This window comes from Micromonospora sp. NPDC049497 (assembly GCF_044465805.1).
Taxonomy (GTDB): Bacteria; Actinomycetota; Actinomycetes; order Mycobacteriales; family Micromonosporaceae; genus Micromonospora.
Map to the genome: position 1 here is coordinate 152978 of NZ_JBITMC010000005.1, position 23174 is coordinate 176151.

A 23174-nucleotide genomic window follows, 5' to 3' on the forward strand; every position below is an offset into this window, starting at 1 on the left:
CGTTTCGGCGTTCCCGTCTCGCCCGCCGACTTCTGCTCCGGTACGGCGGGAGCCGTCCCATCCCGCCCGGTCACGCCGCCACCCCGGTCTGCTGGGACGCGACGATCTCGGCGTACGTCGGACAGTCGACCAGCAGGTCGTCGTGTCGGCCCATCCCGACCACGCCTCCGTTCTCCAGCACGATGATCTGGTCGGCGTCGGCGACCGTGGAGACCCGCTGGGCCACGATCACCACCGCCGCGTCCGCGGTGACCGGTCGCAGCGCCGCCCGCAGCCGGGCGTCGGTGCCGAGGTCCAGCGCCGAGAACGAGTCGTCGAAGAGGTAGATCTCCGGTCGCCGGACCAGGGCCCGCGCGATCGCCAGCCGCTGCCGCTGGCCACCGGAGACGTTGGTGCCGCCCTGCGCGATCGGCGCGTCGAGCCCCTCCGGCATCGCCTCGACGAAGTCGCGCGCCTGGGCGATCTCCAGGGCCGTCCACAGCTCGGCGTCGGTGGCGTCGGGATTGCCGTAGCGCAGGTTGCTCGCCACCGTGCCCGTGAACAGGTACGGCTTCTGCGGCACCAGGCCGATCCGGCGCCACAGCTCGTCCGGTGCCAGCTCCCGCACGTCCACCCCGTCGACCAGGACCGCGCCGGCGGTCACGTCGACCAGCCGGGGGATCAGCGACAGCAGGGTGGTCTTGCCGGCGCCGGTGCTGCCGACGATCGCGGTGGTCGTACCGGCGCGCACCCGGAAGGAGATGTCCCGCAGCACCGCCTCGGCGGCCCCCGGGTACTGAAACCGCACGTCCCGCAGCTCCAGGTCGGCCCGGCCCGGCACGTCGGTCACGGGTCGGGCGGCGGGCACCACGGAGGAGTCGGTGTCCAGCACCTCGGTGATCCGCTCGGCGCAGACCGCCGCGCGGGGCACCATCATCAGCATGAAGGTGGCCATCATGACCGCCATCAGGATCTGCATCAGGTACTGGAGGAAGGCGGTGAGCGCGCCGACCTGGATCGCCCCCTCGTCCACCCGCTGCGCGCCGAACCACAGCACCGCGACGCTGGAGACGTTGAGCACCAGCATCACGACGGGGAAGATCAGGGCCATCAGCCGGCCGGTGCGCAGGGCGGTCGCGGTCAGGTCGGCGTTCGCGCCGGAGAAGCGTTCCGTCTCGTACGGCTCGCGCACGAACGCCCGGACGACGCGTATGCCGGTGATCTGCTCGCGCAGCACCCGGTTGACGGTGTCGATGCGCGTCTGCATCAGGCGGAACTGCGGCACCATCCGCCGGATGATCAGTCCGAGGGCGACGGCGAGCACCGGGACGCTGACGAGCATCAGCCAGGACAGCCCGACGTCCTCGCGCAGGGCCATCACGACGCCGCCCACGCTCATGATCGGTGCGGCGACCAGCATCGTGCAGCTCATCAGGACGAGCATCTGCACCTGCTGCACGTCGTTGGTGTTGCGGGTGATCAGCGACGGTGCCCCGAACCGGGCCACCTCGCGGGCCGAGAACCGGTTGACGTGCCGGAACACCGCGGCCCGGACGTCCCGCCCGAACCCCATGGCGGTCCGCGCGCCGAGGTACACGGCGGCGATCGAGCAGACGATCTGCACCAGGCTGACCGCGAGCATCCACCCACCGGTCCGCACGATGTAGCCGGTGTCGCCCCGGGCCACCCCGAGGTCGATGATGTCGGCGTTGAGGCTGGGCAGGTAGAGCGAGGCGATCGTGCCGACGAACTGGAGCAGCACCACCGCCGCCAGCGGTCGCTGGTACGGGCGCAGGAACGTGCGCAGCAACCGCATCAGCATGTGGGGGCCTCCAGGGTCGGACTCGGCTCGTCCCCGGCGGCGATGACCTCCAGGAGGAACTCCCGGATCACCGCCGCCTTCGCGGGGTCCGCGTCGACGGAGGTGAGCGGGCGCTTCGAGTGGATCAGTGCGGTGAGCGCCGCCGCCCGGGCGCGTCCGGCGTCGGTGAGCGTGAGTCGTACGCTCCGGCGGTCCGTCTCGTCGCGCTGCCGCTCGACCAGGCCGTCCTTCTCCAGCGTGTCGACGATGCCGGTGAGGGTCGCCGGCCGGACGAAGCACCGTTCGGCGACCGCCCGGTGCGGCAGCTCGCCGTGCTGCGCGAGCGTCATGAGGGCCACCATGCCGGCCTGGGTGAGCCCGTGCTCCTCGGCCAGGTAGCGGTTCCACCGCTGGCCGGTGACGTGCCCGGCCACCACCAGCAGCCGACCGAGCGGCACGTCCGAGAGGGTCACCAGATCCACGCGGAACAGGTTAGCTCAAGACCGTCAGGGGCCAAACGAAATTACGGCGGCCGTGGCGACGAACACGATCTGGAGCACCGTCCGCGTGCCGATCGGCGTGACCGGCCGGCCGGCGAGGGTGAGCCCCCGCCGGGCGGCGGAGACGTTCGCCGGGAACATCGCCAGCATCAGCAGGGCCAGGCCGGCGGCGGCCCAGCGCGCGGTCGCCGGGACGAGCAGCGCCGCCGCGCCGGCCAGCTCCAGGGCGCCGGTGACGGTGACGAGCAGGTCCGGCCGGGGGAGCCCGGGCGGGACCATCGCGACGAGGTCCGCCCGCCGGGTCCGCGAGAAGTGGGCGGTGCCGGTGAGTACGAGCATCAGGGCGAGTCCCACCCGGAGGGCGGGATGCCACCCGTCCAGGGCGTCGACGCCGGCCAGGCCGGCCAGCCGGGCGAGCGCGGCGCCGATCACGAGGGCGAGCAGGGGGATCATGACCTCTCCTATCTAGTCATTGGCAAGATTGGCCCCTCGGTGCTTATCTTGTCAATGGCAAGTTAGAGTGGGGCATGTCCTCCGGAACGCGTGGCTACCATCACGGCGACCTGCGGCGGGCGCTGCTCGCGGCAGCCGTCGAGGCGATCGGGGAAGCCGGGCCGGGTGCCCTGAGCCTGCGCGACCTGGCCCGCCGGGCGGGCGTGTCGCACGCCGCGCCGGCACACCACTTCGGGGACAAGGCGGGCCTGCTCACCGCGGTCGCCGCCCAGGGCTTCGACCTGCTGGCCGACGCGTTGCGTGCCGCCGACGGCGGACTGCTGGAGGTCGGCGTGGCGTACGTGGGCTTCGCCGTGGAGCACCGGGCGCACTTCGAGGTGATGTTCCGCTCCGACCTGCTCCGGGCCGACGACCCGGAGCTGCTGGCCGCCCAGGAGCGCTCCGGCGCCGCTCTGCACGCCAGCGTGGCCGGCCTGCCCGCCGACCGCCCCACGGCGTCCGATCCCCAGGGGGACGCCCTCGCCGCCTGGTCGATCGTGCACGGCTTCGCCACCCTGTGGCTGGCCGGCGCCCTGCCCGCCGAGGTCGGCGACGACCCCCGGGCAGCCGCCCGCGCCGTCATCCACCGCCTCTTCCCCCGGAACTGACGGGCGGGGAACGGTCCGGCGGACCGACGCCCGGCACTCGGCGCGGGGCTCCGGCCCGTCGTCCGACCATCGCCGGTAGCAGTCGCACCCGCTGTCGAGGTGATGTCGTCGATGACTCAGCCAGCGTTCGTGGTGGACCCGGTCGCCCGTCCACCGTGAGTGCTGTCGACCTGCCCCACCAGTGGGGCGGGGCTACCCCTTTCCCCGCCCCCGTGCGTCCCGGCCGGGAAGTCGCACCCGCAGTCGATCTGCCCGGCCCAACCGGCCCGCGCCGCTGAACGCGGCCGCCCGCCGGCCCATCCGCGCCAGCGCGTCACGGTGGATGCCCTGCCCCACAGACGGGGCAGCTCGACAGCGCGGGACGGGAGGGCGCGGGACGGGAGGGCGCGGAACGGGAGGGCGCGGGACGGAAGGACGCGGGACGGACGGGCGTCGGGCAGAGGAGGATGCCGGCCGGGAGGGCGCGCACGGACGGCTCCGGCGAGCAGCGGTGCCGGTCCCGACCTCCCGCCGGTCACCAGCTCGTGGGCAGCGGCATCCCCTCGGTGTAGCCGGCCGCGCTCTGCACGCCGACCAGCGCCCGCTCGTGGAACTCGTCCAGGTTCCGCGCGCCCGCGTAGGTGAAGGCGCTGCGCACCCCGGAGATGATCTCGTCGATGAGGTCCTCCACACCGGGTCGGGTCGGGTCGAGGTACATCCGGGCCGAGGAGATGCCCTCCTCGAAGATCGCCTTGCGGGCCCGGTCGAAGGCGCTGTCGTCGGCGGTACGGGCGCTGACCGCGCGCGCCGACGCCATGCCGAAGCTCTCCTTGTAGCGCCGCCCGTCGGCGTCGGTGTAGAGGTCGCCGGGGGACTCGTAGGTCCCCGCGAACCAGGAACCGATCATCACGTTGGACGCGCCGGCGGCCAGGGCGAGCGCGACGTCGCGCGGGTGCCGTACGCCGCCGTCGGCCCACACGTGCCGACCCAGCTCGCGAGCCGCCGCCGCGCAGTCCAGGACGGCGGAGAACTGCGGCCGACCGACCCCGGTCATCATCCGGGTGGTGCACATCGCTCCCGGGCCGACGCCCACCTTGATGATGTCCGCGCCGGCCTCGACCAGGTCGCGTACGCCCTCGGCGGTGACGACGTTTCCGGCCGCCACCGGGACGTGCGGATCGACCTCGCGGACCCTCCGCAACGCGGAGATCATCCGCTCCTGGTGGCCGTGCGCGGTGTCCACGACCAGGGTGTCCACCCCGGCCTGGAGCAGCGCGGCGGCCTTGCCCGCCACGTCGCCGTTGATGCCGACGGCGGCGGCGATGCGCAGCCGGCCCCGGTCGTCGACGGCCGGCTTGTAGAGGGTCGCCCGCAGGGCGCCCTGCCGGGTGAGCACACCGACCAGCCGCCCGTCGGCGTCCACCACCGGGGCGAGCCGCCGACGCCCGGCCGACAGCCGGTCGAAGCCGGTACGCGGGTCCGCGTCGGCCGGCACCGTGTGCAGCTCGGTCGACATCACGTGCCGGAGCTGGGCGAACCGGTCCACGCCCACGGTGTCCGCCTCGGTCACCACGCCGAGGGGGCGGCTCTCCGGGTCGACCACGATCACCGCGCCGTGCGAGCGCTTCGGCAGCAGGTGGATGGCGTCGCCGACGGTGTCGGTCGGGCCGAGGGTGATGGCCGTGTCGTGCACGAGGTGCCGTTGCTTCACCCAGGCGACGACGTTCGCCACGACCTCGATGGGGATGTCCTGCGGGATGACCGCGATGGCGCCCCGGCGGGCGACCGTCTCGGCCATCCGCCGTCCGGCCACCGCGGTCATGTTCGACACCACCAGCGGGATGGTGGTGCCCGTACCGTCGCTGGTGGCCAGGTCGACGTCGAGTCGCGAGCCCACCTCGGAGCGGGCCGGCGCCATGAAGACGTCGTTGTAGGTCAGGTCGTGCGCGGGGACCGCGCCATGTAGGAACCGCACCCGGCCATCATTCCTGGCAACCGCCGGGACCGCCGCCGGTGGTCACGGAAAACACCTCCCGCACGCTCACCCCAGGAGCAGGGCCGCGCCCACCGCGGCCATCACGACGGCGACGGCCCCGTCCAACACCCGCCACGCCCGGGTACGCGCCAGCAGGGGCGCGAGCCGGTGCGCCCCGGCGCCGAGCGCGCTGAACCAGACGACGCTGGCCAGCACGGCGCCCCCGCCGAAGGCCCAGCGGTCCTCGTGCTGCTGCGCGATCCCGCCGATGAGCAGCACCGTGTCCAGGTACACGTGCGGGTTGAGGTAGGTGAACGCGAGGCAGGCGAGGACGGTCGCCCGCAGGGGGGCCGGCGGTCGGTCGGTCGGCGCCAGCGTGCCGGGGCGCAGTGCGCGCCGGGCCGCGAGGAGCGCGTAGGAGAACAGGAAGACCGCGCCGCCCCAGCGGACGGCGGTGAGCAGTGTCGGATGCCCGGAGACGACGGTGCCGAGACCGGCGATCCCGGCCGCGATGAGCAGGGCGTCGGAGGCGGCACACGCCACCACCACCGGTACGACGTGCTCCCGGCGCAGGCCCTGACGCAGCACGAAGGCGTTCTGCGCGCCGATGGCGACGATGAGGGCGAGGGACACGGAGAACCCGGCGAGGGCCGAGGGCAGCAGATCAGGCACATCACGAGGCTATGGTCGTCCGCCTGGGCCAGTCCAGCTCACGTTTCTGATGCTCCGTAAGCTCAGCTTATGGAGGGACTCGATTCGGCACAGCTCCGCACGCTGACGGCCGTGGTGGCCGAGGGAAGCTTCGACGCGGCGGCCCGGATCCTGCACGTGACCCCGTCCGCGGTGAGCCAGCGGATCCGGGCGCTGGAGGAGGCGGTCGGGCAGGTCCTCGTGCGGCGTACGCGGCCGTGCCGGGCCACCGAGGCGGGCCGGCCCCTGCTGCGTCTGGCGGGACAACTGGACCTGCTGGAACGGGAGGCGCTGGCCGACGCGCGCGGGGCGCTGACCGGGGACCGCCTGGGCACCCGGCTGGCCGTGGTCGTGAACGCAGACTCCCTGGCCACCTGGTTCGTCGCCGCGCTGGCCCGGGTGCCCGACGACCTGGCGGTCCGCTTCGACGTACGCCAGGACGACCAGGACCACACGGCGGACCTGCTGCGCGACGGCGCCGTCATGGCGGCGGTGACCGCGCAGCGGGAGGCGGTGCAGGGCTGCCGGGCGATGCCGCTCGGCGCGATGCGCTACCGCGCGTTGGCAGCGTCCGGTCGGGCCGGACGGTGGTTCCCCGACGGGCTGACCGCCTCGGCGCTGGCGGCGGCGCCGATGGTCGCGTTCGACCGCAAGGACCGCGTGCAGCACCGTTTCCTGCGGTCGGTGACGGGGCGGCACCTGGACCCGCCGGTGCACCACGTGCCGTCGGTGCCGGCGTTCGGCGAGGCGATCCGCCGGGGGCTCGGCTGGGGCGTGGTGCCCGAGCAGTTGGCCGCCGCCGACCTGGCCGACGGCACGTGTGTCGACCTGGCGCCCGGCCGGTACGTCGACGTGCCGCTGTACTGGCAGCACTGGCGCCTGGACTCGACCGTGCTGGGTGCGCTGACCGCCGCCGTCCGCGCCGAGGCGGCGGTCGTGCTGCGCTGAAGTGTTAGGAGGGGACCCTTCCTATGCACCAGGCGTTAAGAAGGGGCCCTTCCTTACACCTCAGGCGATGGTGCAGATGGCGGCACCGGCGGTGATGACCGCGCCGACCTCGGCGGAGAGGCCGCTGACCGTGCCGGCCTTGTGCGCGTGCAGCGGCTGCTCCATCTTCATCGCCTCCAGCACCACGACCAGGTCGCCCTCCGCGACGGTGTCCCCGTCGGCGACGGCGATCTTGACGATGGTGCCCTGCATGGGCGAGGTGAGGGCGTCACCGCCGACGGCGGCGCCGGCCTTCGCGGAGCCGCCCCGGCGGCCCGGCTTCCTGGTGGCCGGCGCGGCGGTGGCCGTACCCGCGCCGAGGCCGGCGGGCAGGACCACCTCGAGCCGCTTGCCACCCACCTCGACCACGACGGTCTCGCGCTCGGCCGGGCCCTCGGCGGCGCCGGCGGCGGCGGTGAAGGCCGGCACGGTGTTGTCGAACTCGGTCTCGATCCAGCGGGTGTGCACGTGGAACGGCTCGGACGTGAACGCCTCGTCCCGCACCACGAGGCGGTGGAACGGCAGCGCGGTGGCCATGCCCTCGACCACCATCTCGTCGAGTGCGCGGCGGGCCCGCTCGATCGCCTCGGTACGCGTCTCGCCGGTGATGATCACCTTCGCCAGCAGAGAGTCGAAGTTGCCGCCGATCACGTCGCCGGCCGAGACGCCGGTGTCCACCCGGACGCCCGGGCCGCTGGGCAGCCGCAGCGCGGTGATCGTGCCGGGGGCGGGCAGGAAGTTGCGGCCCGGGTCCTCGCCGTTGATCCGGAACTCGATGGCGTGCCCGCGCGGGGTCGGATCCTCGCTGAAGCGCAGCTTCTCGCCGTCGGCGATCCGGAACTGCTCACGGACCAGGTCGACGCCGGCCGTCTCCTCGGTCACCGGGTGCTCCACCTGGAGGCGGGTGTTGACCTCCAGGAAGGAGATGGTGCCGTCCGCGCCGACCAGGTACTCCACCGTGCCGGCGCCGTGGTAGCCGGCCTCCCGGCAGATCGCCTTGGCGCTGTCGTGGATCTGCGCGCGCTGCGCGTCGGTGAGGAACGGCGCGGGGGCCTCCTCGACCAGCTTCTGGTGCCGGCGCTGCAGCGAGCAGTCCCGGGTGCCGACGACGATCACGTTGCCGTGCTGGTCGGCGAGGACCTGCGCCTCGACGTGCCGGGGCTTGTCCAGGTAGCGCTCGACGAAGCACTCGCCCCGGCCGAACGCGGCGACCGCCTCGCGGGTGGCCGACTCGAACAGGTGCGGGATCTCCTCCATCGTGCGCGCCACCTTGAGGCCGCGACCGCCGCCGCCGAAGGCCGCCTTGATGGCGACCGGCAGGCCGTGGTCGACGGCGAAGGCGATCACCTCGTCGGCGTTGCCCACCGGGTCGGGGGTGCCGGGGACCAGGGGTGCGCCGGCCCGCTGGGCGATGTGCCGGGCGGTCACCTTGTCGCCGAGGTCGCGGATGGCCTGCGGGGTGGGGCCGATCCAGGTCAGCCCGGCGTCGATGACCGCCTGGGCGAAGTCGGCGTTCTCGGAGAGGAAGCCGTACCCGGGGTGGACGGCGTCGGCGCCGGCCTTCGCGGCGACGTCGATCAGCTTGTCGATGCGCAGGTAGCTCTCGGCCGCCGTGTCGCCGCCCAGCGCGTACGCCTCGTCGGCGAGCGTCGCGTGCAGGGCGTCCCGGTCGGAGTCCGCGTAGACGGCGACGCTGCCGAGGCCGGCGTCGCGGCAGGCGCGGATGACGCGGACGGCGATCTCGCCGCGGTTGGCGATGAGTACCTTGCGCACCTTGTGGCTCCTCCCGGGAGGTCGTTGACCGGGAGTGTATCGGCCACCCTGATGTCCCTAACGATCGCTCAGTGTGGGATGTGGCACTGTCCCACCGGGTTCTAGTCAAACTTGTCTAATACGCTTGTGCCTGTGTCCGCCACGCGAATGATGATCCTGGGACTGGTCCGCTGGATGCAGCCGGTGCACGGCTACGACGTCCGCCGCGAGCTGCTGAGCTGGAACGCCGACAAGTGGGCCAACGTCCAGCCCGGCTCGATCTACCACGCCCTGCGCAAGCTGACCCAGGAGGGACTGCTGCGCGAGGTCGCGACCGAGCAGGTGGGTGCCCGTCCGGCTCGCACCACCTACGAGATCACGCCGAAGGGCGAGGACGAGTTCGAGACGCTCCTGCGTGGGTTGTGGTGGCGGCTGCACGAGCCGGCCGATCCCTTCGCGGCGGCCTTCTCCTTCCTGCCGGCGCTGCCCCGCGAGGAAGCCTCGGCGGCCCTGCGCAACCGGGCGAACCAGCTCCGCGCCGGTGTCGGATGGATGCGTACGTCGTTGAACTCGGATTGGCTGCGGTCCACCAAGCCGGTGCACGTGGGCTGGATGTTCGAGCTCTGGTCGGACCGCGCCGAGGTGGAGATCGCCTGGTGCGAGCGGATCGCCGACCGGATCGACGAAGGGATGTCGTACCTGCCTGATGGGCTGGAGCGTGCGGACGGGTGGTCCGGGTGGGAGGAGCGTCTGCCACCGCGTACCTCGGGCCCCTAATAATCAACGTTGACCATAAGAGCTATATCGCGTTAGCCTTACCGCGGCACAACGGGGAAGCGCGCCGTCCGGTGCCGTCTTCTGTGGACAGAGAGATGGCCGGCCGTCGCCGGCCCGGGGCGACCAGGAGCCAGACATGATCGAGACCAGAGGGTTGCGGAAGTCGTTCCGCACCCGCACCGGTCGGGAGACGAAGACGGTCGACGCCGTGCGCGGGGTCGACCTCCAGGTCACCGAGGGGGAGATCTTCGGCTTCCTCGGCCCCAACGGTGCCGGCAAGACCACCACTCTGCGGATGCTCGCCACGCTGATCGAGCCGGACGGCGGCGAGGCCACCATCGCCGGCGCCGACCTGCGCAAGGACCCGGCCGAGGTGCGCCGCCGCATCGGTTACGTCGCCCAGGGTGGCAGCACCTGGGACGAGTCGACCGCCCGCGAGGAGCTGGTGCTGCACGCGCGGATGTACGGCATCTCCAAGGCCGAGGCGCACCGGCGCGCGGCCGGTGCGCTGGACGCCTTCCAGCTCACCGAGTACGCCGACCGCAAGTGCAAGACCTACTCCGGCGGCCAACGCCGCCGGGTGGAGATCGCGCTCGGCATCATCCACGAGCCGAGGATCGTCTTCCTGGACGAGCCGACCACCGGCCTCGACCCGCAGAGCCGCGCCCACATGTGGGACGAGATCCGGCGGCTGCGCACCGACGGGATGACGGTCTTCATCACCACGCACTATCTGGACGAAGCCGACGCCCTCTGCGACCGGATCGCGATCATGGACCACGGCGAGGTCGTCGCCGAGGGCACCCCGGCCGACCTCAAGCGGGAGATCTCCGGCGACGTGGTCCTGGTGGGGCTGGACGCCGTCGCCACGCCGCAGGCCGCCGAGCTGCTCGACACCGAGCCGTACGTCAACAAGCTGGAGACCGCCGACGAGGGCGGCCTGCGCCTCTACGTCGACGAGGGCGCTACCGCCATCCCGCAGATCCTCCGCCGGGTCGACAGCGCCGGCCTCACGCTCACCTCGATCGAGCTGCACCGTCCCAGCCTCGACGACGTCTTCCTGACCAAGACCGGCCGCTCGCTGCGCGAGTCCTGAGACCACCGGAGACATCGTGAAACTCGCCCGCGACACGTGGCTGATCTTCGAGCGGCAGCTCCAACTGCTCCTGCGCAACCCGGTCTGGGTCTTCGTCGGCGTCTTCCAGCCGGTGATGTACCTGCTCCTCTTCGCCCCGCTGCTCAAGCCGGCCCTCAACGCGCCCACCCAGGCCGAGGCCTACAAGATCTTCGTACCCGGCCTGCTGGTCCTGCTGGCCATCTTCGGTGGCCTGTTCCAGGGCTTCGGCCTGATCGCCGAGCTGCGCGCCGGGGTCATCGAACGCTCCCGGGTCACCCCGGTCAGCCGTCTGGCCCTGCTGCTCGGTCGCTCCCTGCGCGACGTCGTCTCGCTGATCGTGCAGGCGATCATCATCACCCTGCTCGCGCTCCTGTTCGACCTGCGGGTCTTCATCGGTGACCTGCTCCTGGCGTACCTGATGCTGGCCCTCATCGCGCTGATGACCTCCGCCGTCTCCTACGGGGTCGCCCTCAAGGTCAAGAGCGAGGACGCCCTCGCACCGCTGATGAACACCGTCGCCCAGCCGGTGCTCCTGCTCTCCGGCATCCTGCTCCCGCTGACCTTCGCGCCCGGCTGGTTGCAGGGCATCGCGGACTGGAACCCGTTCTCCTGGGCGGTCGACGGCACCCGCGCGCTGTTCGCCGGTGACCTCGGCGACGACAAGGTCTGGCAGGGGCTGACCATCATCGCGGTGCTCGCCGCCGCCGGCGTCTTCTGGGCCGCCCGCCAGTTCGCCCGCAGCGTCCGCTGACGGGAGAGCTGCCTCTCACCAGGAGCGGGGTACGCATCGAGCGCTTGTAGCGTAAGGCGCGTGCCCCGCTTCACCCGTGACCGGACCACCTGGCTGGCGTACGCCCAGCTGGGTCTCTGGGGTTTCTTCCTCTACGGCTTCGGCCCGGTGGTCCCGCTGCTCCGCGACGAACAGGGCACCTCCGCGGCGGTCGCGGGCCTGCACAGCACCGGCATCGCCGTCGGATCGCTGCTCGGCGGTGCGCTCTTCGCGCCGCTCGCGCGCCGCGTCGGCCGCGGCGCGGCCATCTGGACCGGCCTCGCGGGCGTCGCCGTCGGCGTCACCGCCTTCGGCGTGGCGCGTCCCCTGCCGGCCACCATCGCCGCGGTCGTGGTGATCGCCACCTTCGGCATGATCGTCATCAGCGGCGTCGCCGTCGTGCTCACCGCGCGGCACGGGCCTGCCGCGCCGGCCGCGCTGACCGAGGCCAACGCCGCCTGCGCCGGCCTCGGCATCCTCGCCCCGGTGGTCATCGGGGCCAGCGTGGACGCCGGCTGGGGCTGGCGACCGGTGATGGCCGTCGAGGTCGGCCTGATCGCGCTGGTCGCGCTTGCTTTCGGGGTACGCCCGCGGCAGACCGCCCCCGCTGCCGCGGCTCCCGGCGGCCCGGTCGCCGCGCCCGCGCCCCCGACCGTCACGAGCCGTTCCGCGCCCACCAGCCCCGTGTTAGGAAGGGACCCTTCCTATGCACCAGGCGTTAAGCGGGGGCCCTTCCTTTCGCAGCGGCTGCCACGGGCGTACTGGATCGCCTGGACCCTCATGGCCGTGACCGGCTCGATCGAGGTGTGCCTGTCGCTGTGGACGGCCGACGTGCTGCGCGACCACTCCGGCCTCGACGCCGGGGCCGCCTCCGCCGCCGTGGCCGCGATCGTCGGTGGGATGTTCGTCGGGCGGCTGGTCGGCGGACGGTTCGCCCTGCGGTACCGGCCGGTGCCCCTGCTGCTCGGAGCACTGGGCGTGTCGCTGGCCGGGTTCACGATCTTCTGGACCGCACCGGTGGGCTGGCTCGCCGTCGTCGGGCTGGTCGTGCTCGGCCTCGGCAACGCGCTGCACTACCCGCTGGCCATCTCCATCGCGCTCGCCGTCGCCGGACCGGCCGCGGACAAGGCGGCGGGCTGGGCGTCGTACTCGATGGGGGTCGGCTTCGGCATCGCGCCGGTGGCCCTGGGCTGGTTGGCCGACGGCGTCGGACCGTACCTGGCCTTCCTGCTGCTGCCGGGCTTCATCGCGGCGGCGGCGGTGCTCGCCACGCGACTCGGCCGCGCGCTGCACGCCGGCACCCCGGCCGACGACCTCCAGCCCACCCCGGTTGGCGCCGGTTGATCCACTCCGGTGGTGTCAGTGCACCCGCGCGAGGGTGAGGCCGTCGGCGATCGGCAGCATCACCGCGTCGACCCGGACGTCGGCCAGGACCTCGTCGTTGAACGCCGCGATCGCCCGGTCGTCGGCGTTCCCCGGCGCGATCACCCGGCCACCCCGCAACACGTTGTCCACCGCGATCACCCCGCCCGGGCGCATCCGCGGCACCAGCTCCGACCAGTAGATGGGGTAGCCGGTCTTGTCCGCGTCGATGAACGCGACGTCGATCTCCCGCTCGTACGGCAGCTCGCGCAGCGTCTCCCCGGCCGGCCCGATCCGCAGGTCGATGCGGTCGTCCACCCCCGCGCGGGTCCAGTACCGCCGGGCGATGCCGGTGTACTCCTCGGAGATGTCGAAGCAGGTCAGCCGCCCACCGTCGACCAGGCCCCGGGCGATCGCCAGCGAGGACAACCCGGTGAAGGTGCCCACCTCGACCGCCCGCCGGGCACCGAGCAGCCGGGTGAGGAAGGTCAGGAAAGCGGCCTGCTCCGGGGCGACCTGCATCTGCGCGTCGTCCGGCAGGGCCGCCCGCGTCTCCTCGATCAGCTCCCGCATGATCTGGTCCGGTGGCGAGCCGTGCGCGACGAGGTACGCGTGCAGGTCCTCGGTGAGCGGAATCGACTTGGTGGTCATGACCGGACGCTAGCCCAGCGGATCGACGGACTGGTTGCCCGGCGCGACCTTCGTCCACAGATCGGTGATCCGCAGGTCCAACTCGGCGAGGAGACGACGCAGCAACGGCAGGCTCAGACCCACCACCGTCCCCGGGTCACCCTCGATCCGCTCCACGAACGGCCCACCCAGCCCGTCGATCGTGAAGGCGCCCGCCACCGCCAACGGCTCGCCCGTGCCCACGTACCTGGCGATCTCGTCATCGTCGATGTCGGCGAAGTGCACGGTCGTCGAGGCCACCGCCTCGGCCCGCCGCCCCGCCTCGATGTCGATCAGACAGTGCCCGCTGTGCAGGACGCCGCTGCGCCCACGCATACGCTCCCACCGCCGGACGGCATCCGCCGCGTCCGCCGGCTTGCCCAGGATCTCGCCGTCGAAGGCCAGCACCGAGTCACAACCGATCACCAACGTGCGCTGGTCGTCGGCGGGACGCAGCCGGGTCAGCACCGCCTGAGTCTTGAGCCGCGCCAGTTCCAGGCACAGATCCTCGGCCCGGTCGGTGACCACCAGGGACTCGTCTACGCCGCTCACCAGCACGTCCGGCTCGATGCCGGCGGCCTGGAGGGTCTTGCGGCGGGCGGGGCTCGCCGACGCGAGCACGAGACGAAGGGGCATGGATTCAGGCACGTCGCCGACGTTACCGGGCCACCGGTGCCTCCGCGGTACACCCCGCGCGTCCTCCCATTGTTTCGCGCCGTTGTTTCGCGCCGGACGTCGACAACCTGGAGACGAGTCGCTGCGGTCACGCTGGGAGCCGGCCCTGACCGCCGGCCGGCTCGCCGTGTGCCCGCTCGTGAAGTTGGAGTTCCTGTCCACCGCCAGGACAACGACTGATCGGCCACCGCCGAGTACCACGGCCCGTCGCTGCTGCGCTACGACCGCGACTTCAACCAGATCGCCAAGGTCACGGGCCAACCCGTCCGCTGGGTCGCAAGGCCCGGCTGGGGTGGAGTGAGCCTGCTCGTACGTCTCGACGACTGATCCCGGGCGAAGACCTTGATCGACTCGCCTTCATTGAAGTCGGGCCATCCTGCGCGCCTTGACACCCCGACTTCAATGACATCGAGTGGATCAAGTAGCCGCGACGGCGCCCGAGCGAAATCTGTGACGAAAAGTCCGATCAGCGGCTGATGCGTGGGGGTGGGTCGTCACTGTGACGCCGTCGCCGAGCAACCGCTGCCCACACGCCTCCGACCGCCAGCAGAACGCCAAGCGTCAGGAGCCCACGAACCGTGGACTCGCCATCCTCCGAGCCGGTGTCTGGTTGAGCCGCCGATGACTGCGCGGCGGTGGGTACGGATGGCGAAGAGTTGAAGCCGAGCGGCGGGACGTCAGCACTCAGCGCCGCAACCAGATCAATGACGCCGTAGCCGTACTGGTCGTCGCGGCCGGGAGGTCCCTTGTCGACGGCGGTGGCGGTCAGGCGATGGACCACCTCGGATGCGGGCAGGTCGGGGTACTTCGACCGTACGAGAGCGGCCGCGCCCGCAACAATGGCCGTGGAGTCAGAGGTTCCGGTTCCCTTGCGGTACCTGCCCCTAGAACTCGTGCTGTAAATGTCGACAGCGGGCGCGACAATACTTACCGCCGGGCCTGTAACAGAGAAGCTTGCGTAGCGGCCGCCACGGTCGACTCCCCCAACAGCAATAACCCCATCCGACGATGCTGGGTAAATGACGTCGATGTCGTCCGGGCGATTGCCGGCAGCTGCGACAACAACGACGTTCGCCGAGCGGGCAGCAGCGAGGGCGCGTGAGAGGCGTTGACTAAAACCCCCACCAGCTGAAATGCTGATCACGTCTGCGCCTTCTGAGATCGAGTATTCGATCGCTCGGGCCAAGCGGTCGTTATCGCCTTCTCTGTCGTTCTCGAAGGCTTTAATTGGCAGTATCTGCGCCTTAGGTGCAATGCCGAGCGCCCCGGTTTCGCCGACGCCTCCATGGGCAGCGATGATGCCAGCCATGCCCGTTCCGTGACTATCGGAATCTGATCGGCCGTCTCCTGGCTCGTCAGGAATTAGACTCACGCCCGGCAGTAGGTTGACGCGGAGATCTGGGTGAGGATCTACGCCGGTATCTAGGACTGCAACCGTTACTCCCTCGCCCTGGCTTACCTTATGCGCTTCAAAAACCTTCAAATATTGGAGATGCCACTGGTCTGTCCTAATGCGAAGGGCGCCATCGGGTGACGGGGCTGGGCCAGCATTGGTCACTGGCATGGGATGGGTGAGTGCGGCAAACGCGACCAGAGGTGCTGCGAATTTCCGCAATCTGTACCGGATCACCTATTCCAACCGATGGCAGGTCCCGGGTCGATCGGTCCTTCGTCGTCTGGTGGACGAACAACCGGGTCAACACCCCGATCTGTCTCCCAAGGACTATCGGGATCCCAGCGGCGGGTTTCTGGCTCTGTACCACCTCGCCGAACTGCCCTCCCAGGTGCTGGGGCAGTTCCTCCCAACCCCGGAAGGCCAAAGGAGGGTGCGCCACCGATGGGCGGCACGGCGTGGGCTCCTGCGATGCCTCTACCGACACCAGGGCGAGAGCCTGCCCCTCCGGTTGGTGCAGTACCCGCGCCCCCGCCCCCAATGACTCCACCGATCGGGTTGACTCGGCGAGGCTGAGAGTTGCTCGGTGCGGGCTGACCTAGACCTGCCCCGGGCAGCCCGCCGATTAGGCCGCCAGGCGGCAGCGCTCGTGACGAGGGTGCAGGCGCTTGCGGCAACTTGCTAGCGCTTCCTGCGACTGGCTTCGCGGGTTGTGGGGGAGCGGACCCGGTCGCTCGCCCAGTGCCCGCCATGGGCGTCGGCAGGTTGCTAATGCTTCCCGGTGCGGCCACCGGACTCGATGAAGTGGTCGGCTGGCCGAGGTTGACGGGTGTCTGGACAAGTCCTGTACTGGCTCCGCCAAGCACGGGTCCGACTCCAGTTACGGGAGACGGTAGTGGCGGCTGGGCGGGGGACGAGGTACGAGTGCCTGACTGTGCAGACGTGGCAGCTACAGCTATCGGCAAAATTGGCGGGATTATTGGCGCCCCCACCCCCGCGCCATAGACGTCGGGATCAGCGGGGTCTCGAACCAGAGGCTTCGCGGGTGGGGGCTGGCGGAGCATGACCTGCGCCTGTTGGAGTTCGCTGCTCAACCCGTACATGATCCCGCGCGCCTGCACGTTCAGCCGTTCCAGATCGACGTCCGTCACCGGAGGCTGGGTCACGCGACTGCCCATGACCGCCTTCGGGTCCGCTGCCGTCGCCTCGTACGCGCGCCTCTGCTGAAGCTTGACCGCGTACTCGTCGTAGATGCTCCGCAGCGTCTCGCGGGTGGTGCCGATGGCCTGGGTGGCGGCGGACAGCGCGGTGTAGTTGGTGGCGGCCGCGTCGTGGGTGCGCCGAACCTGATCGATCAGCTGGTCCAGTTCGGCGACGTACGCGCGGGATGCCTCGTTGGTCTCCGGTGGCCACGCCTCGGCGAGGCCGCGCCGGTACTCCTGGAGCCGGCCCAGGTGTGTCTGGGCGAGGTCGCAGATCTTCCGCCAGCCGGCGACCTGCCGCCAGTGGTTGGTGGTGTCCTGGTCGGCGAGGCAGGCCCACATGCTGGCCACGTCCATCAGGTGCCAGTTGGTGAGGCCGCCCGAGCGGCCGACGCCTGCTTCGTTCACGGCAGCACCACCGGCCCCGGTGCGCCCTCGGTGCCGGTCGGGTCGCGGAGCACGAGCGGGGGGCCGGGGGGCGTGACCGGTGCCGGGGTGGCGAGTGCCCGTTCGACGTCGACCACGCGGGCGGACGAGAAGGCGTCGGAGTCGTGGTAGCGGTCGGCGACCTGCCCGGCAGCCGCAGCGAGGTGGCCGGTGGCTCCGCGTACGCCCCAGACCGTGTCGGCGGTGGCCTGCTGGGTCTCGTGGTGGGCACGCAGGAACTCGACCAGCTCGATGAACGCGTCGGCCGGGTTGGGCAGGGGTGTCTTCAGGTCCTCCGCGATGTACGACAGGTGCGGGGCGTAGTTCCGCTCCACCTCGGCCTGCAACCTGTCGGCGAATTCGCGCAGCTGACGGATGTCGGCCTCGATGCCGCCGTAGCCGCGGAGCCACGCCGCTGGGCGGTCCTCCTCGGGGATCATCGTCCCTCCCTACCCGTCACCGCACCGTTTCCCTGAGTGAGGTTAATGGCTCCCCGACGATGTGGGCAGCCCCCACCCCGGCGCGGCAGCCGCCCCCGTGGGGGGTCACCTGCGGTGATCCGTACCCCAGAAAATCAGCGGGGCAGGCCGGAGGCGCGCCACGCGCCCGGTCCGGCGGCGTTGGCCGCGCCGCCCGCGCGGGCGCTGCGCGCCCACGTCGACGTCGCGACCGGGGTGGGCGCGGCGGCCGGTCGGGACCGGACGGCGATCACGCCCACCAGGGCGGCCAGTTCCTCGGCGGTGGGTACGCCGCGGACGACCCGGAACAGCGGCTCTTCGGCAGACATGCCGTCAGGGTACGCGTCCAGAACTTGACCTTCGCCGCACAGTGGCGTGCCGGCGGTGTGAGCGCCGGGCGCTGCGGGTACCGTCTCAGCGATGTCGAACGCGCTTCCCCAACTCGTCGCTGACCGATACCGGCTTCTTTCGCCGCTCGGTCAGGGCGGCATGGGTCGGGTGTGGAAGGCGCGCGACGAGGTGCTGCACCGGGATGTGGCGATCAAGGAACTCGTTCCCCCGCCCAGCCTCACCGACGAGGAGCGCCGCGAGATGCGGGAGCGCTCGTTGCGGGAGGCGCGGGCCATCGCCCGGCTCAACCACATCAACGTCGTCCGCATCTTCGACGTGCTGCGCACCGACGGCGACCCATGGATCGTCATGGAGTACGTGCCGTCGAAGTCCCTTCAGGACACCCTCGCCGAGGACGGCCCGGTGCCGGTGGCGCGCGCGGTGGAGATCGGGCTGGGCGTGCTCGGCGCGCTGAAGGCGGCGCACAAGGCGGGCGTCATGCACCGCGACGTCAAGCCGGGCAATGTGCTGCTCGGCGACGACGGCCGTGTGGTGCTGACCGATTTCGGTCTCGCCACCATCCCGGGCGATCCCAACGTGACCCGCACCGGCATGGTGCTGGGCTCCCCGGCGTACATCTCGCCGGAGCGGGCCCGGGACGGCACCGCCGGGCCGGAGGCCGACCTCTGGTCGCTGGGCGCCACCCTCTACGCGGCGGTCGAAGGCAAGTCGCCGTACGCGCGACCGTCCGCGATCGCCACCCTCGCGGCGCTGGCCACCGAGCCGATGCCCCCGCCGAAGAACGCCGGGCCGCTCAAGCCGGTGCTGACCGGGCTGCTCAACAAGGACCCGAACGAGCGGATCACCGCCGAGCAGGCGGAGCGTCTGCTGCGCCGCGCGGGGGGCAAGCGGGCACGCGGGATCTCGCTGCTCGACGGCGTACGCCGGCCGGGGCCGAACGGGCCGCGTGAGCCGCGCCCACCGCTGGTGCCGGCGCCACGGCCCGCGGAGGTGTCCAAGCCGGCCACGCCGCCCGCCCAGCGGACGCCGCATGCCGCCGCGGCCGGCGCCGCCGCCGCTGCGGGGGCCGCTGCCGCGAACGCGGCCGACCCGACGCCGGATGCCCCGGCCGACCCGACACCGAGCACGTCGGACTCCGCGCCGACCGCCCGGGTCGACGCCCCCGCGCCCACGTCGGACACCGCGCCGACGGCGAAGGTCGACGCGCCGAAGCCGGCCGCCGCCGCGAAGCCGGCACCGGTCAACCCGACCTCGGTAATGCCCGCGCCGGTCAGCCCGCCGTCCGGTCGGGCGACGGTGATCGCCGGCGACGGTTCGAAACCCGACCGCACCCGCCGTAACGTGCTCATCGGCGTGCTGGTCGCGCTGCTGCTCCTCGCCCTGATCGTGGTCGTGCCGCTGCTCAACCGCGGCGGCGACGAGGGCGGTGCCGACACTCCGCAGGCCGGTGCGACCAGCGACGCCGGGACGTCCGCACCCGCACCGTCGGCCTCGGAGCCCGTTGCACCGGCTCCGACCAGCGCCGCGCCGAGCGCGTCGGCGTCGGCGTCCGCGTCCGCGCCCCCGTCGACCGGTGCGCTGCCCGCCGGCTGGAAGATCCACAAGGACGCGCGCGGGTTCGAACTGCCGATCCCGGAGGGCTGGGTCCGTCGGCAGGTGGACGGCGAGACTGTCGTCTTCGACGAGCCGGACGGGGTGCGCGAACTGCTCGTCCAGTGGACCGACACGCCGCAGCCGGACGCGTACGCCGACTGGAAGCGGATCGAGCCGGGGCGGAAGAGCCGCGTCAACGACTACGAGCTCATCAGCATCGAGCGCTGCGACTTCTGGAAGACCTGCGCCGACTGGGAGTGGCGGGAAACCCGGGAGAACACCCGGATCCGCGTCCGCAACCGCGGCTTCGCCACCGCCAGCAACCGGGGGTACGCCCTGCGGTGGGAGGTCGCCGACGCCGACTGGCAGGCCAACCTCGCCGGCTTCGACCTGATCGCCAGCAGGTTCAAGCCCGACCGCCAGGACTGACACCCGGGATTCGCGCCTCCTGCGAGATTCGTTCGCATGTCCTTCCGTCGTACGGGGTACCTGTACGTCACGACGGAAGGGAGGGTTCGACATGGGTTATCGACGGAAGAACGCCCGACCCCGGGTGGCACTGTGGATGCTGGTCGCCCTCGGCGACATCGTCCTCCTGCTGGCCAGCGTGGGAATGCCGCTGTTGGTGGCGCTGCTCAGCGTCGTGACGGTCACGCTCGGCGGGCTCGGCGTCCGGCGGATGACGCGACGTGGCGCGCTCACGTCGAACGACGCGGTGGCCGTTCCGGTGGTGGCGCGACGACGAGCCTGAGGCGCTTTCCGCCCGGCAGGTTGCGTGGCGGCAGCCGGACCAGTTGTCGACCGTACGGTGACAGCCGATCCCGCTGCCGCCAACTGCGTCAGGCGGTGTTGTTCGCCAGGGCGATCAGCCGGCTGCGGTCGCCGTTCCAGTAGTTGCGGTCCACGTCCCCGCTGATGCCGGAGACCCGGCCGGTCGCCGTGTACTGCCAGAAGCTCCACACCGAGGCACCGGCCGGCAGGGCGCCGGGCGTGCTCGACCAGCGGGCCAGCCAGAGCGGGTGGTTCGCCCACGGGCCGGTCCAGCTTCCGGTGCACTGGTTCCACCAGCTCGTGGTGGTGTAGATGACCGCGTACCGGCCGGTGCGCGAGCGGTAGGTGCTCAGGAAGTCCTGGATCCAGCTCCGCATCCCGCTCGTGCTGAGTCCGTAGCAGTATCCGCCGCTGTACGGGTTGGCCTCGATGTCCAGGGCCGCCGGGAGGGTGCGGCTGTCCGCCGACCAGGCACCGCCGTTGGAGGCCAGGTAGTTGGCCTGGGTCGCCCCGGAGGAGATGTTGGGCCGGGCGAAGTGGTACGCCCCGCGGATCACCCCGGCGTAGTAGGCGTTGGTGTAGTTGCTGTTGAAGTTCGGGTCCCGGTAGCTCGTACCCTCGGTGGCCTTGATGAACGCGAACTGGATGCCGGCGTTGCGGACGCTCGTCCAGTTGATGGTGCCCTGGTAGCGCGAGACGTCGATGCCGGGCGTGGTGGCGGCGGCGGCGGGGGTGGCGGTGGCGACGAGCGCCGCCGCCGCGGCGGCCAGGGCCGCGAGGCCGCCGGCGAGCAGTCGACGCAGGGATGATCGGGTACGGGTCACGAGAACCTCCCGAGAGACAGACATCTATTGACGCCTATCTTTGAAGGAAGGTGCCTGTCACCGCAAGGGGTGCTGAGAAAACTTTCAGCGCAGGGTTGCGGGATCGAGCCGCCACCGGAAGGGCTCGGCCATGCTCAGCTCCTCGCCGGCCTTCGCCACCCGGTCAGCCTCACACGATACGAGGCGGTGGCCCCGGACCGACACGGATCATGCCGGTAGGCTCGCGCCCCATGGTGTCGATCGACGGGCTCTCCGACCTCTGGAACCGCCTCCTCAGCGCACAGCCCGACCCACCCCCGCTGCTGGTGCTGCTGACCGGGCTCGCCGCGCTGGTGGTGGTCTCCGCCCGGCTGCCGTGGCGGGTCGCCCGCAACGCGGTGACCATCGCCCACGAGGGCGGGCACGCGCTGGCCGCCCTGCTGACCGGTCGCCGGCTGCACGGCATCCGGCTGCACTCGGACACCTCCGGCCTGACCCTCTCCGCCGGCCGGCCCACCGGCCCCGGAATGATCCTCACCCTGCTCGCGGGCTACGTCGCGCCACCTCTCGTGGGGCTCGCCGGCGCGTGGCTGCTCGGCGGCAACCGGATCACCCTGCTGCTCTGGGTCGCCGTGGCGCTGCTGCTCGCCATGCTGGTGCTGATCCGCAACGTCTACGGAGTGCTGTCGCTGCTGGTCACCGGCGGGATCGTCCTCGCCGTCTCCTGGTACGCGAGCCCGCAGGTCCAGGCCGCGTTCGCGTACACCGGGGTGTGGTTCCTGCTGCTCGGTGGCGTGCGGCCGGTGGTGGAGCTGCAGCGGCTGCGGGCCCGGGGCCGCATGCCGGCCTCCGACGCCGACCAGCTCGCCGGCATCACGCCGCTGCCGGCGTTCTTCTGGGTGACCGTCTTCGCCCTGGTCAACCTGGTCGCCCTGGTCGCCGGAGCCCTGCTGCTCGCCGGCCCGCTGCTCACCGACGCGGGCATCACCGTCTGACCGGTCCGGACCGGACGGGCGCGGGCACGGGCGGGACCAGAGGGCAGAATGGGCCCGTGCGATACGTGATCATCGGGGCGGGTGCGGTCGGCGGGACCATCGGCGTACGCCTGGGGGAGAGCGGCCACGACGTGACCCTGGTGGCGCGCGGCGCGCACCTGGACGCGATCCGTCGGCGGGGTCTGACCCTGCGCCGGCCGGACGGCGATACCACCTGGCGGGGGTCGGCGGTCGACGGGCCGGGCGCCGAGCCGTTGCCGGCGGACACCGTGCTGGTGCTGACCGTGAAGTCGCAGGACACCGACGCCGCCCTGGCGGCGTGGGCGGACGCGCCGGTGGCCGGCGGCGGTACGGCGGCACAGCGGCTGCCCCTGTTCACCGCGCAGAACGGGGTGGCCAACGAGGCCGCCGCGCTGCGGCTCTTCGCCGACGTGCACGGGGTCTGCGTGTGGCTGCCCGCCACCCACCTGGACCCGGGCGTGGTGGTGGCCAACGGTCATCCGCACCCGGGGATGCTGCACCTCGGCCGGTATCCGTCCGGAGTGGACGACGTCGACCGGGCGGTCGCCGCCGACCTCACCACCGCCGGATTCGTCGCTCCGGTGCGGGACGACGTGATGCGCTGGAAGTACGGCAAGCTACTGGCCAACCTCGGCAACGGACTCCAGGCGCTGCTGGGCCGTGACGTCCCCGCCGACCTGCAGGATCGGGTACGCGCCGAGGGCGAGGCGGTGCTGGCGGCGGCCGGCATCCCGCACACCAGCCGGGCCGAGGAGGCCGCCGAGCGGGGTGGCCTCGTCGGGCACCGTCCGGTGGGTGGTGCGGACCGGGCCGGCGGTTCCACCTGGCAGAGCCTGGCCCGGGGGGCCGGCTCGGCCGAGGCCGACCACCTGAACGGCGAGGTCGTGCTGCTCGGCCGGCTGCACGGGGTGCCGACGCCGGCGAACGCCGCCGTGCAGCTCGGGGTACGCCGCGCGCTGCGCGAGGGCATCCCCGCCGGTGAGTTCCCGCTCGCCGAGGTGGAGAAGCTGCTCGCCTGACCGCCCGCCG

22 protein-coding genes are annotated in these 23174 nt (G+C 71.9%); 10 read left to right on the forward strand and 12 right to left on the reverse strand.

All coding sequences use genetic code 11. The annotated features are described in order from the left end of the window. Window positions 1-70: 70 nt before the first annotated feature. Genes ACIBR0_RS10105 through ACIBR0_RS10115 form a run of 3 tightly spaced genes read right to left on the reverse strand, consistent with a single transcriptional unit; the run spans window position 71 to window position 2733 of the window. Window positions 71-1801, reverse strand: coding sequence for an ABC transporter ATP-binding protein (locus ACIBR0_RS10105; RefSeq protein WP_396714083.1), 1731 nt, complete (start codon window positions 1799-1801; stop codon window positions 71-73). Next, window positions 1795-2262 carry a MarR family transcriptional regulator gene (locus ACIBR0_RS10110; protein WP_357034008.1) on the reverse strand — a complete coding sequence of 156 codons (468 nt, stop codon included), beginning with the start codon at window positions 2260-2262 and terminating at the stop codon, window positions 1795-1797. Before ACIBR0_RS10110 ends, ACIBR0_RS10105 begins: the two co-directional genes overlap by 7 nt. Before the next feature lie 24 nt (window positions 2263-2286). Beyond that, window positions 2287-2733, reverse strand: a complete 447-nt coding sequence (locus ACIBR0_RS10115) for a DoxX family membrane protein (RefSeq protein WP_396714085.1) — start codon at window positions 2731-2733, stop codon at window positions 2287-2289. A gap of 74 nt (window positions 2734-2807) precedes the next feature. On the opposite strand from ACIBR0_RS10115, the gene ACIBR0_RS10120 reads away from it, so the two are divergent. Beyond that, the gene (locus ACIBR0_RS10120; RefSeq protein ID WP_396714086.1) at window positions 2808-3380 is read left to right on the forward strand and encodes a TetR/AcrR family transcriptional regulator; all 573 of its coding nucleotides are present in this window, start codon (window positions 2808-2810) and stop codon (window positions 3378-3380) included. A gap of 514 nt (window positions 3381-3894) precedes the next feature. On the opposite strand, the gene ACIBR0_RS10125 is transcribed toward ACIBR0_RS10120, so the two are convergent. Together ACIBR0_RS10125 and ACIBR0_RS10130 are read right to left on the reverse strand one after the other, a co-directional pair. Continuing rightward, entirely contained in the window at window positions 3895-5334 is a 1440-nt protein-coding gene (locus ACIBR0_RS10125) for a GuaB1 family IMP dehydrogenase-related protein (RefSeq protein WP_357032972.1), read from the reverse strand. Between the two features lie 66 nt (window positions 5335-5400). Further along, window positions 5401-5997, reverse strand: coding sequence for a LysE/ArgO family amino acid transporter (locus ACIBR0_RS10130; RefSeq protein WP_396714335.1), 597 nt, complete (start codon window positions 5995-5997; stop codon window positions 5401-5403). A gap of 78 nt (window positions 5998-6075) precedes the next feature. Between ACIBR0_RS10130 and ACIBR0_RS10135 the strand changes: the two genes are divergently transcribed. Beyond that, window positions 6076-6972, forward strand: coding sequence for a LysR family transcriptional regulator ArgP (locus ACIBR0_RS10135; protein ID WP_396714089.1), 897 nt, complete (start codon window positions 6076-6078; stop codon window positions 6970-6972). Window positions 6973-7032: 60 nt separating this feature from the next. On the opposite strand, the gene ACIBR0_RS10140 is transcribed toward ACIBR0_RS10135, so the two are convergent. Next, on the reverse strand, window positions 7033-8784 hold the full coding sequence (locus ACIBR0_RS10140) for an acetyl/propionyl/methylcrotonyl-CoA carboxylase subunit alpha (protein WP_396714091.1): 1752 nt from the start codon (window positions 8782-8784) through the stop codon (window positions 7033-7035). 147 nt (window positions 8785-8931) lie between these two features. Here ACIBR0_RS10140 and ACIBR0_RS10145 point away from each other — a divergent pair, with 147 nt between their 5' ends. The 4 genes from ACIBR0_RS10145 to ACIBR0_RS10160 all read left to right on the forward strand — a co-directional run bounded on the left by ACIBR0_RS10145 (window position 8932) and on the right by ACIBR0_RS10160 (window position 12770). Beyond that, window positions 8932-9540 (forward strand): PadR family transcriptional regulator, encoded by a 609-nt coding sequence (locus ACIBR0_RS10145; RefSeq protein WP_396714337.1) that lies wholly within the window; start codon window positions 8932-8934, stop codon window positions 9538-9540. A 136-nt stretch (window positions 9541-9676) separates the two neighbouring features. After that, window positions 9677-10636, forward strand: a complete 960-nt coding sequence (locus tag ACIBR0_RS10150) for an ATP-binding cassette domain-containing protein (protein WP_396714093.1) — start codon at window positions 9677-9679, stop codon at window positions 10634-10636. A 16-nt stretch (window positions 10637-10652) separates the two neighbouring features. Next, entirely contained in the window at window positions 10653-11408 is a 756-nt protein-coding gene (locus ACIBR0_RS10155) for an ABC transporter permease (protein WP_396714095.1), read from the forward strand. Window positions 11409-11468: 60 nt separating this feature from the next. Continuing rightward, window positions 11469-12770: an MFS transporter gene (locus ACIBR0_RS10160; protein WP_396714097.1), complete on the forward strand. Its 1302-nt coding sequence runs from the start codon at window positions 11469-11471 to the stop codon at window positions 12768-12770. Window positions 12771-12785: 15 nt separating this feature from the next. Here ACIBR0_RS10160 and ACIBR0_RS10165 read toward each other — a convergent pair whose 3' ends face one another. The 5 genes from ACIBR0_RS10165 to ACIBR0_RS10185 all read right to left on the reverse strand — a co-directional run bounded on the left by ACIBR0_RS10165 (window position 12786) and on the right by ACIBR0_RS10185 (window position 17940). After that, window positions 12786-13439, reverse strand: coding sequence for an O-methyltransferase (locus tag ACIBR0_RS10165; protein WP_357032990.1), 654 nt, complete (start codon window positions 13437-13439; stop codon window positions 12786-12788). Window positions 13440-13448: 9 nt separating this feature from the next. Beyond that, window positions 13449-14105: a Maf family protein gene (locus ACIBR0_RS10170; protein WP_396714099.1), complete on the reverse strand. Its 657-nt coding sequence runs from the start codon at window positions 14103-14105 to the stop codon at window positions 13449-13451. Between the two features lie 493 nt (window positions 14106-14598). Continuing rightward, window positions 14599-15696 (reverse strand): type VII secretion-associated serine protease mycosin, encoded by a 1098-nt coding sequence (mycP, locus tag ACIBR0_RS10175; protein ID WP_396714339.1) that lies wholly within the window; start codon window positions 15694-15696, stop codon window positions 14599-14601. Between the two features lie 1435 nt (window positions 15697-17131). Next, complete coding sequence (locus ACIBR0_RS10180) at window positions 17132-17593, reverse strand: hypothetical protein (RefSeq protein WP_396714101.1); 462 nt, start codon at window positions 17591-17593, stop codon at window positions 17132-17134. A gap of 134 nt (window positions 17594-17727) precedes the next feature. Continuing rightward, window positions 17728-17940 carry an acyl-CoA carboxylase subunit epsilon gene (locus ACIBR0_RS10185; RefSeq protein WP_396714103.1) on the reverse strand — a complete coding sequence of 71 codons (213 nt, stop codon included), beginning with the start codon at window positions 17938-17940 and terminating at the stop codon, window positions 17728-17730. Window positions 17941-18031: 91 nt separating this feature from the next. On the opposite strand from ACIBR0_RS10185, the gene ACIBR0_RS10190 reads away from it, so the two are divergent. Together ACIBR0_RS10190 and ACIBR0_RS10195 are read left to right on the forward strand one after the other, a co-directional pair. Then, window positions 18032-19984, forward strand: a complete 1953-nt coding sequence (locus ACIBR0_RS10190; RefSeq protein ID WP_396714105.1) for a protein kinase — start codon at window positions 18032-18034, stop codon at window positions 19982-19984. Window positions 19985-20075: 91 nt separating this feature from the next. Further along, complete coding sequence (locus ACIBR0_RS10195; RefSeq protein ID WP_396714107.1) at window positions 20076-20306, forward strand: hypothetical protein; 231 nt, start codon at window positions 20076-20078, stop codon at window positions 20304-20306. Between the two features lie 88 nt (window positions 20307-20394). On the opposite strand, the gene ACIBR0_RS10200 is transcribed toward ACIBR0_RS10195, so the two are convergent. Beyond that, a complete protein-coding gene (locus tag ACIBR0_RS10200) occupies window positions 20395-21150 on the reverse strand; it encodes a GH25 family lysozyme (RefSeq protein ID WP_396714109.1) in 756 nt (251 codons plus the stop codon). A 230-nt stretch (window positions 21151-21380) separates the two neighbouring features. Here ACIBR0_RS10200 and ACIBR0_RS10205 point away from each other — a divergent pair, with 230 nt between their 5' ends. Both ACIBR0_RS10205 and ACIBR0_RS10210 read left to right on the forward strand, forming a co-directional pair. After that, complete coding sequence (locus ACIBR0_RS10205; protein WP_396714111.1) at window positions 21381-22124, forward strand: M50 family metallopeptidase; 744 nt, start codon at window positions 21381-21383, stop codon at window positions 22122-22124. 56 nt (window positions 22125-22180) lie between these two features. Then, a complete protein-coding gene (locus ACIBR0_RS10210) occupies window positions 22181-23164 on the forward strand; it encodes a ketopantoate reductase family protein (RefSeq protein ID WP_396714113.1) in 984 nt (327 codons plus the stop codon). Window positions 23165-23174 lie beyond the last annotated feature (10 nt).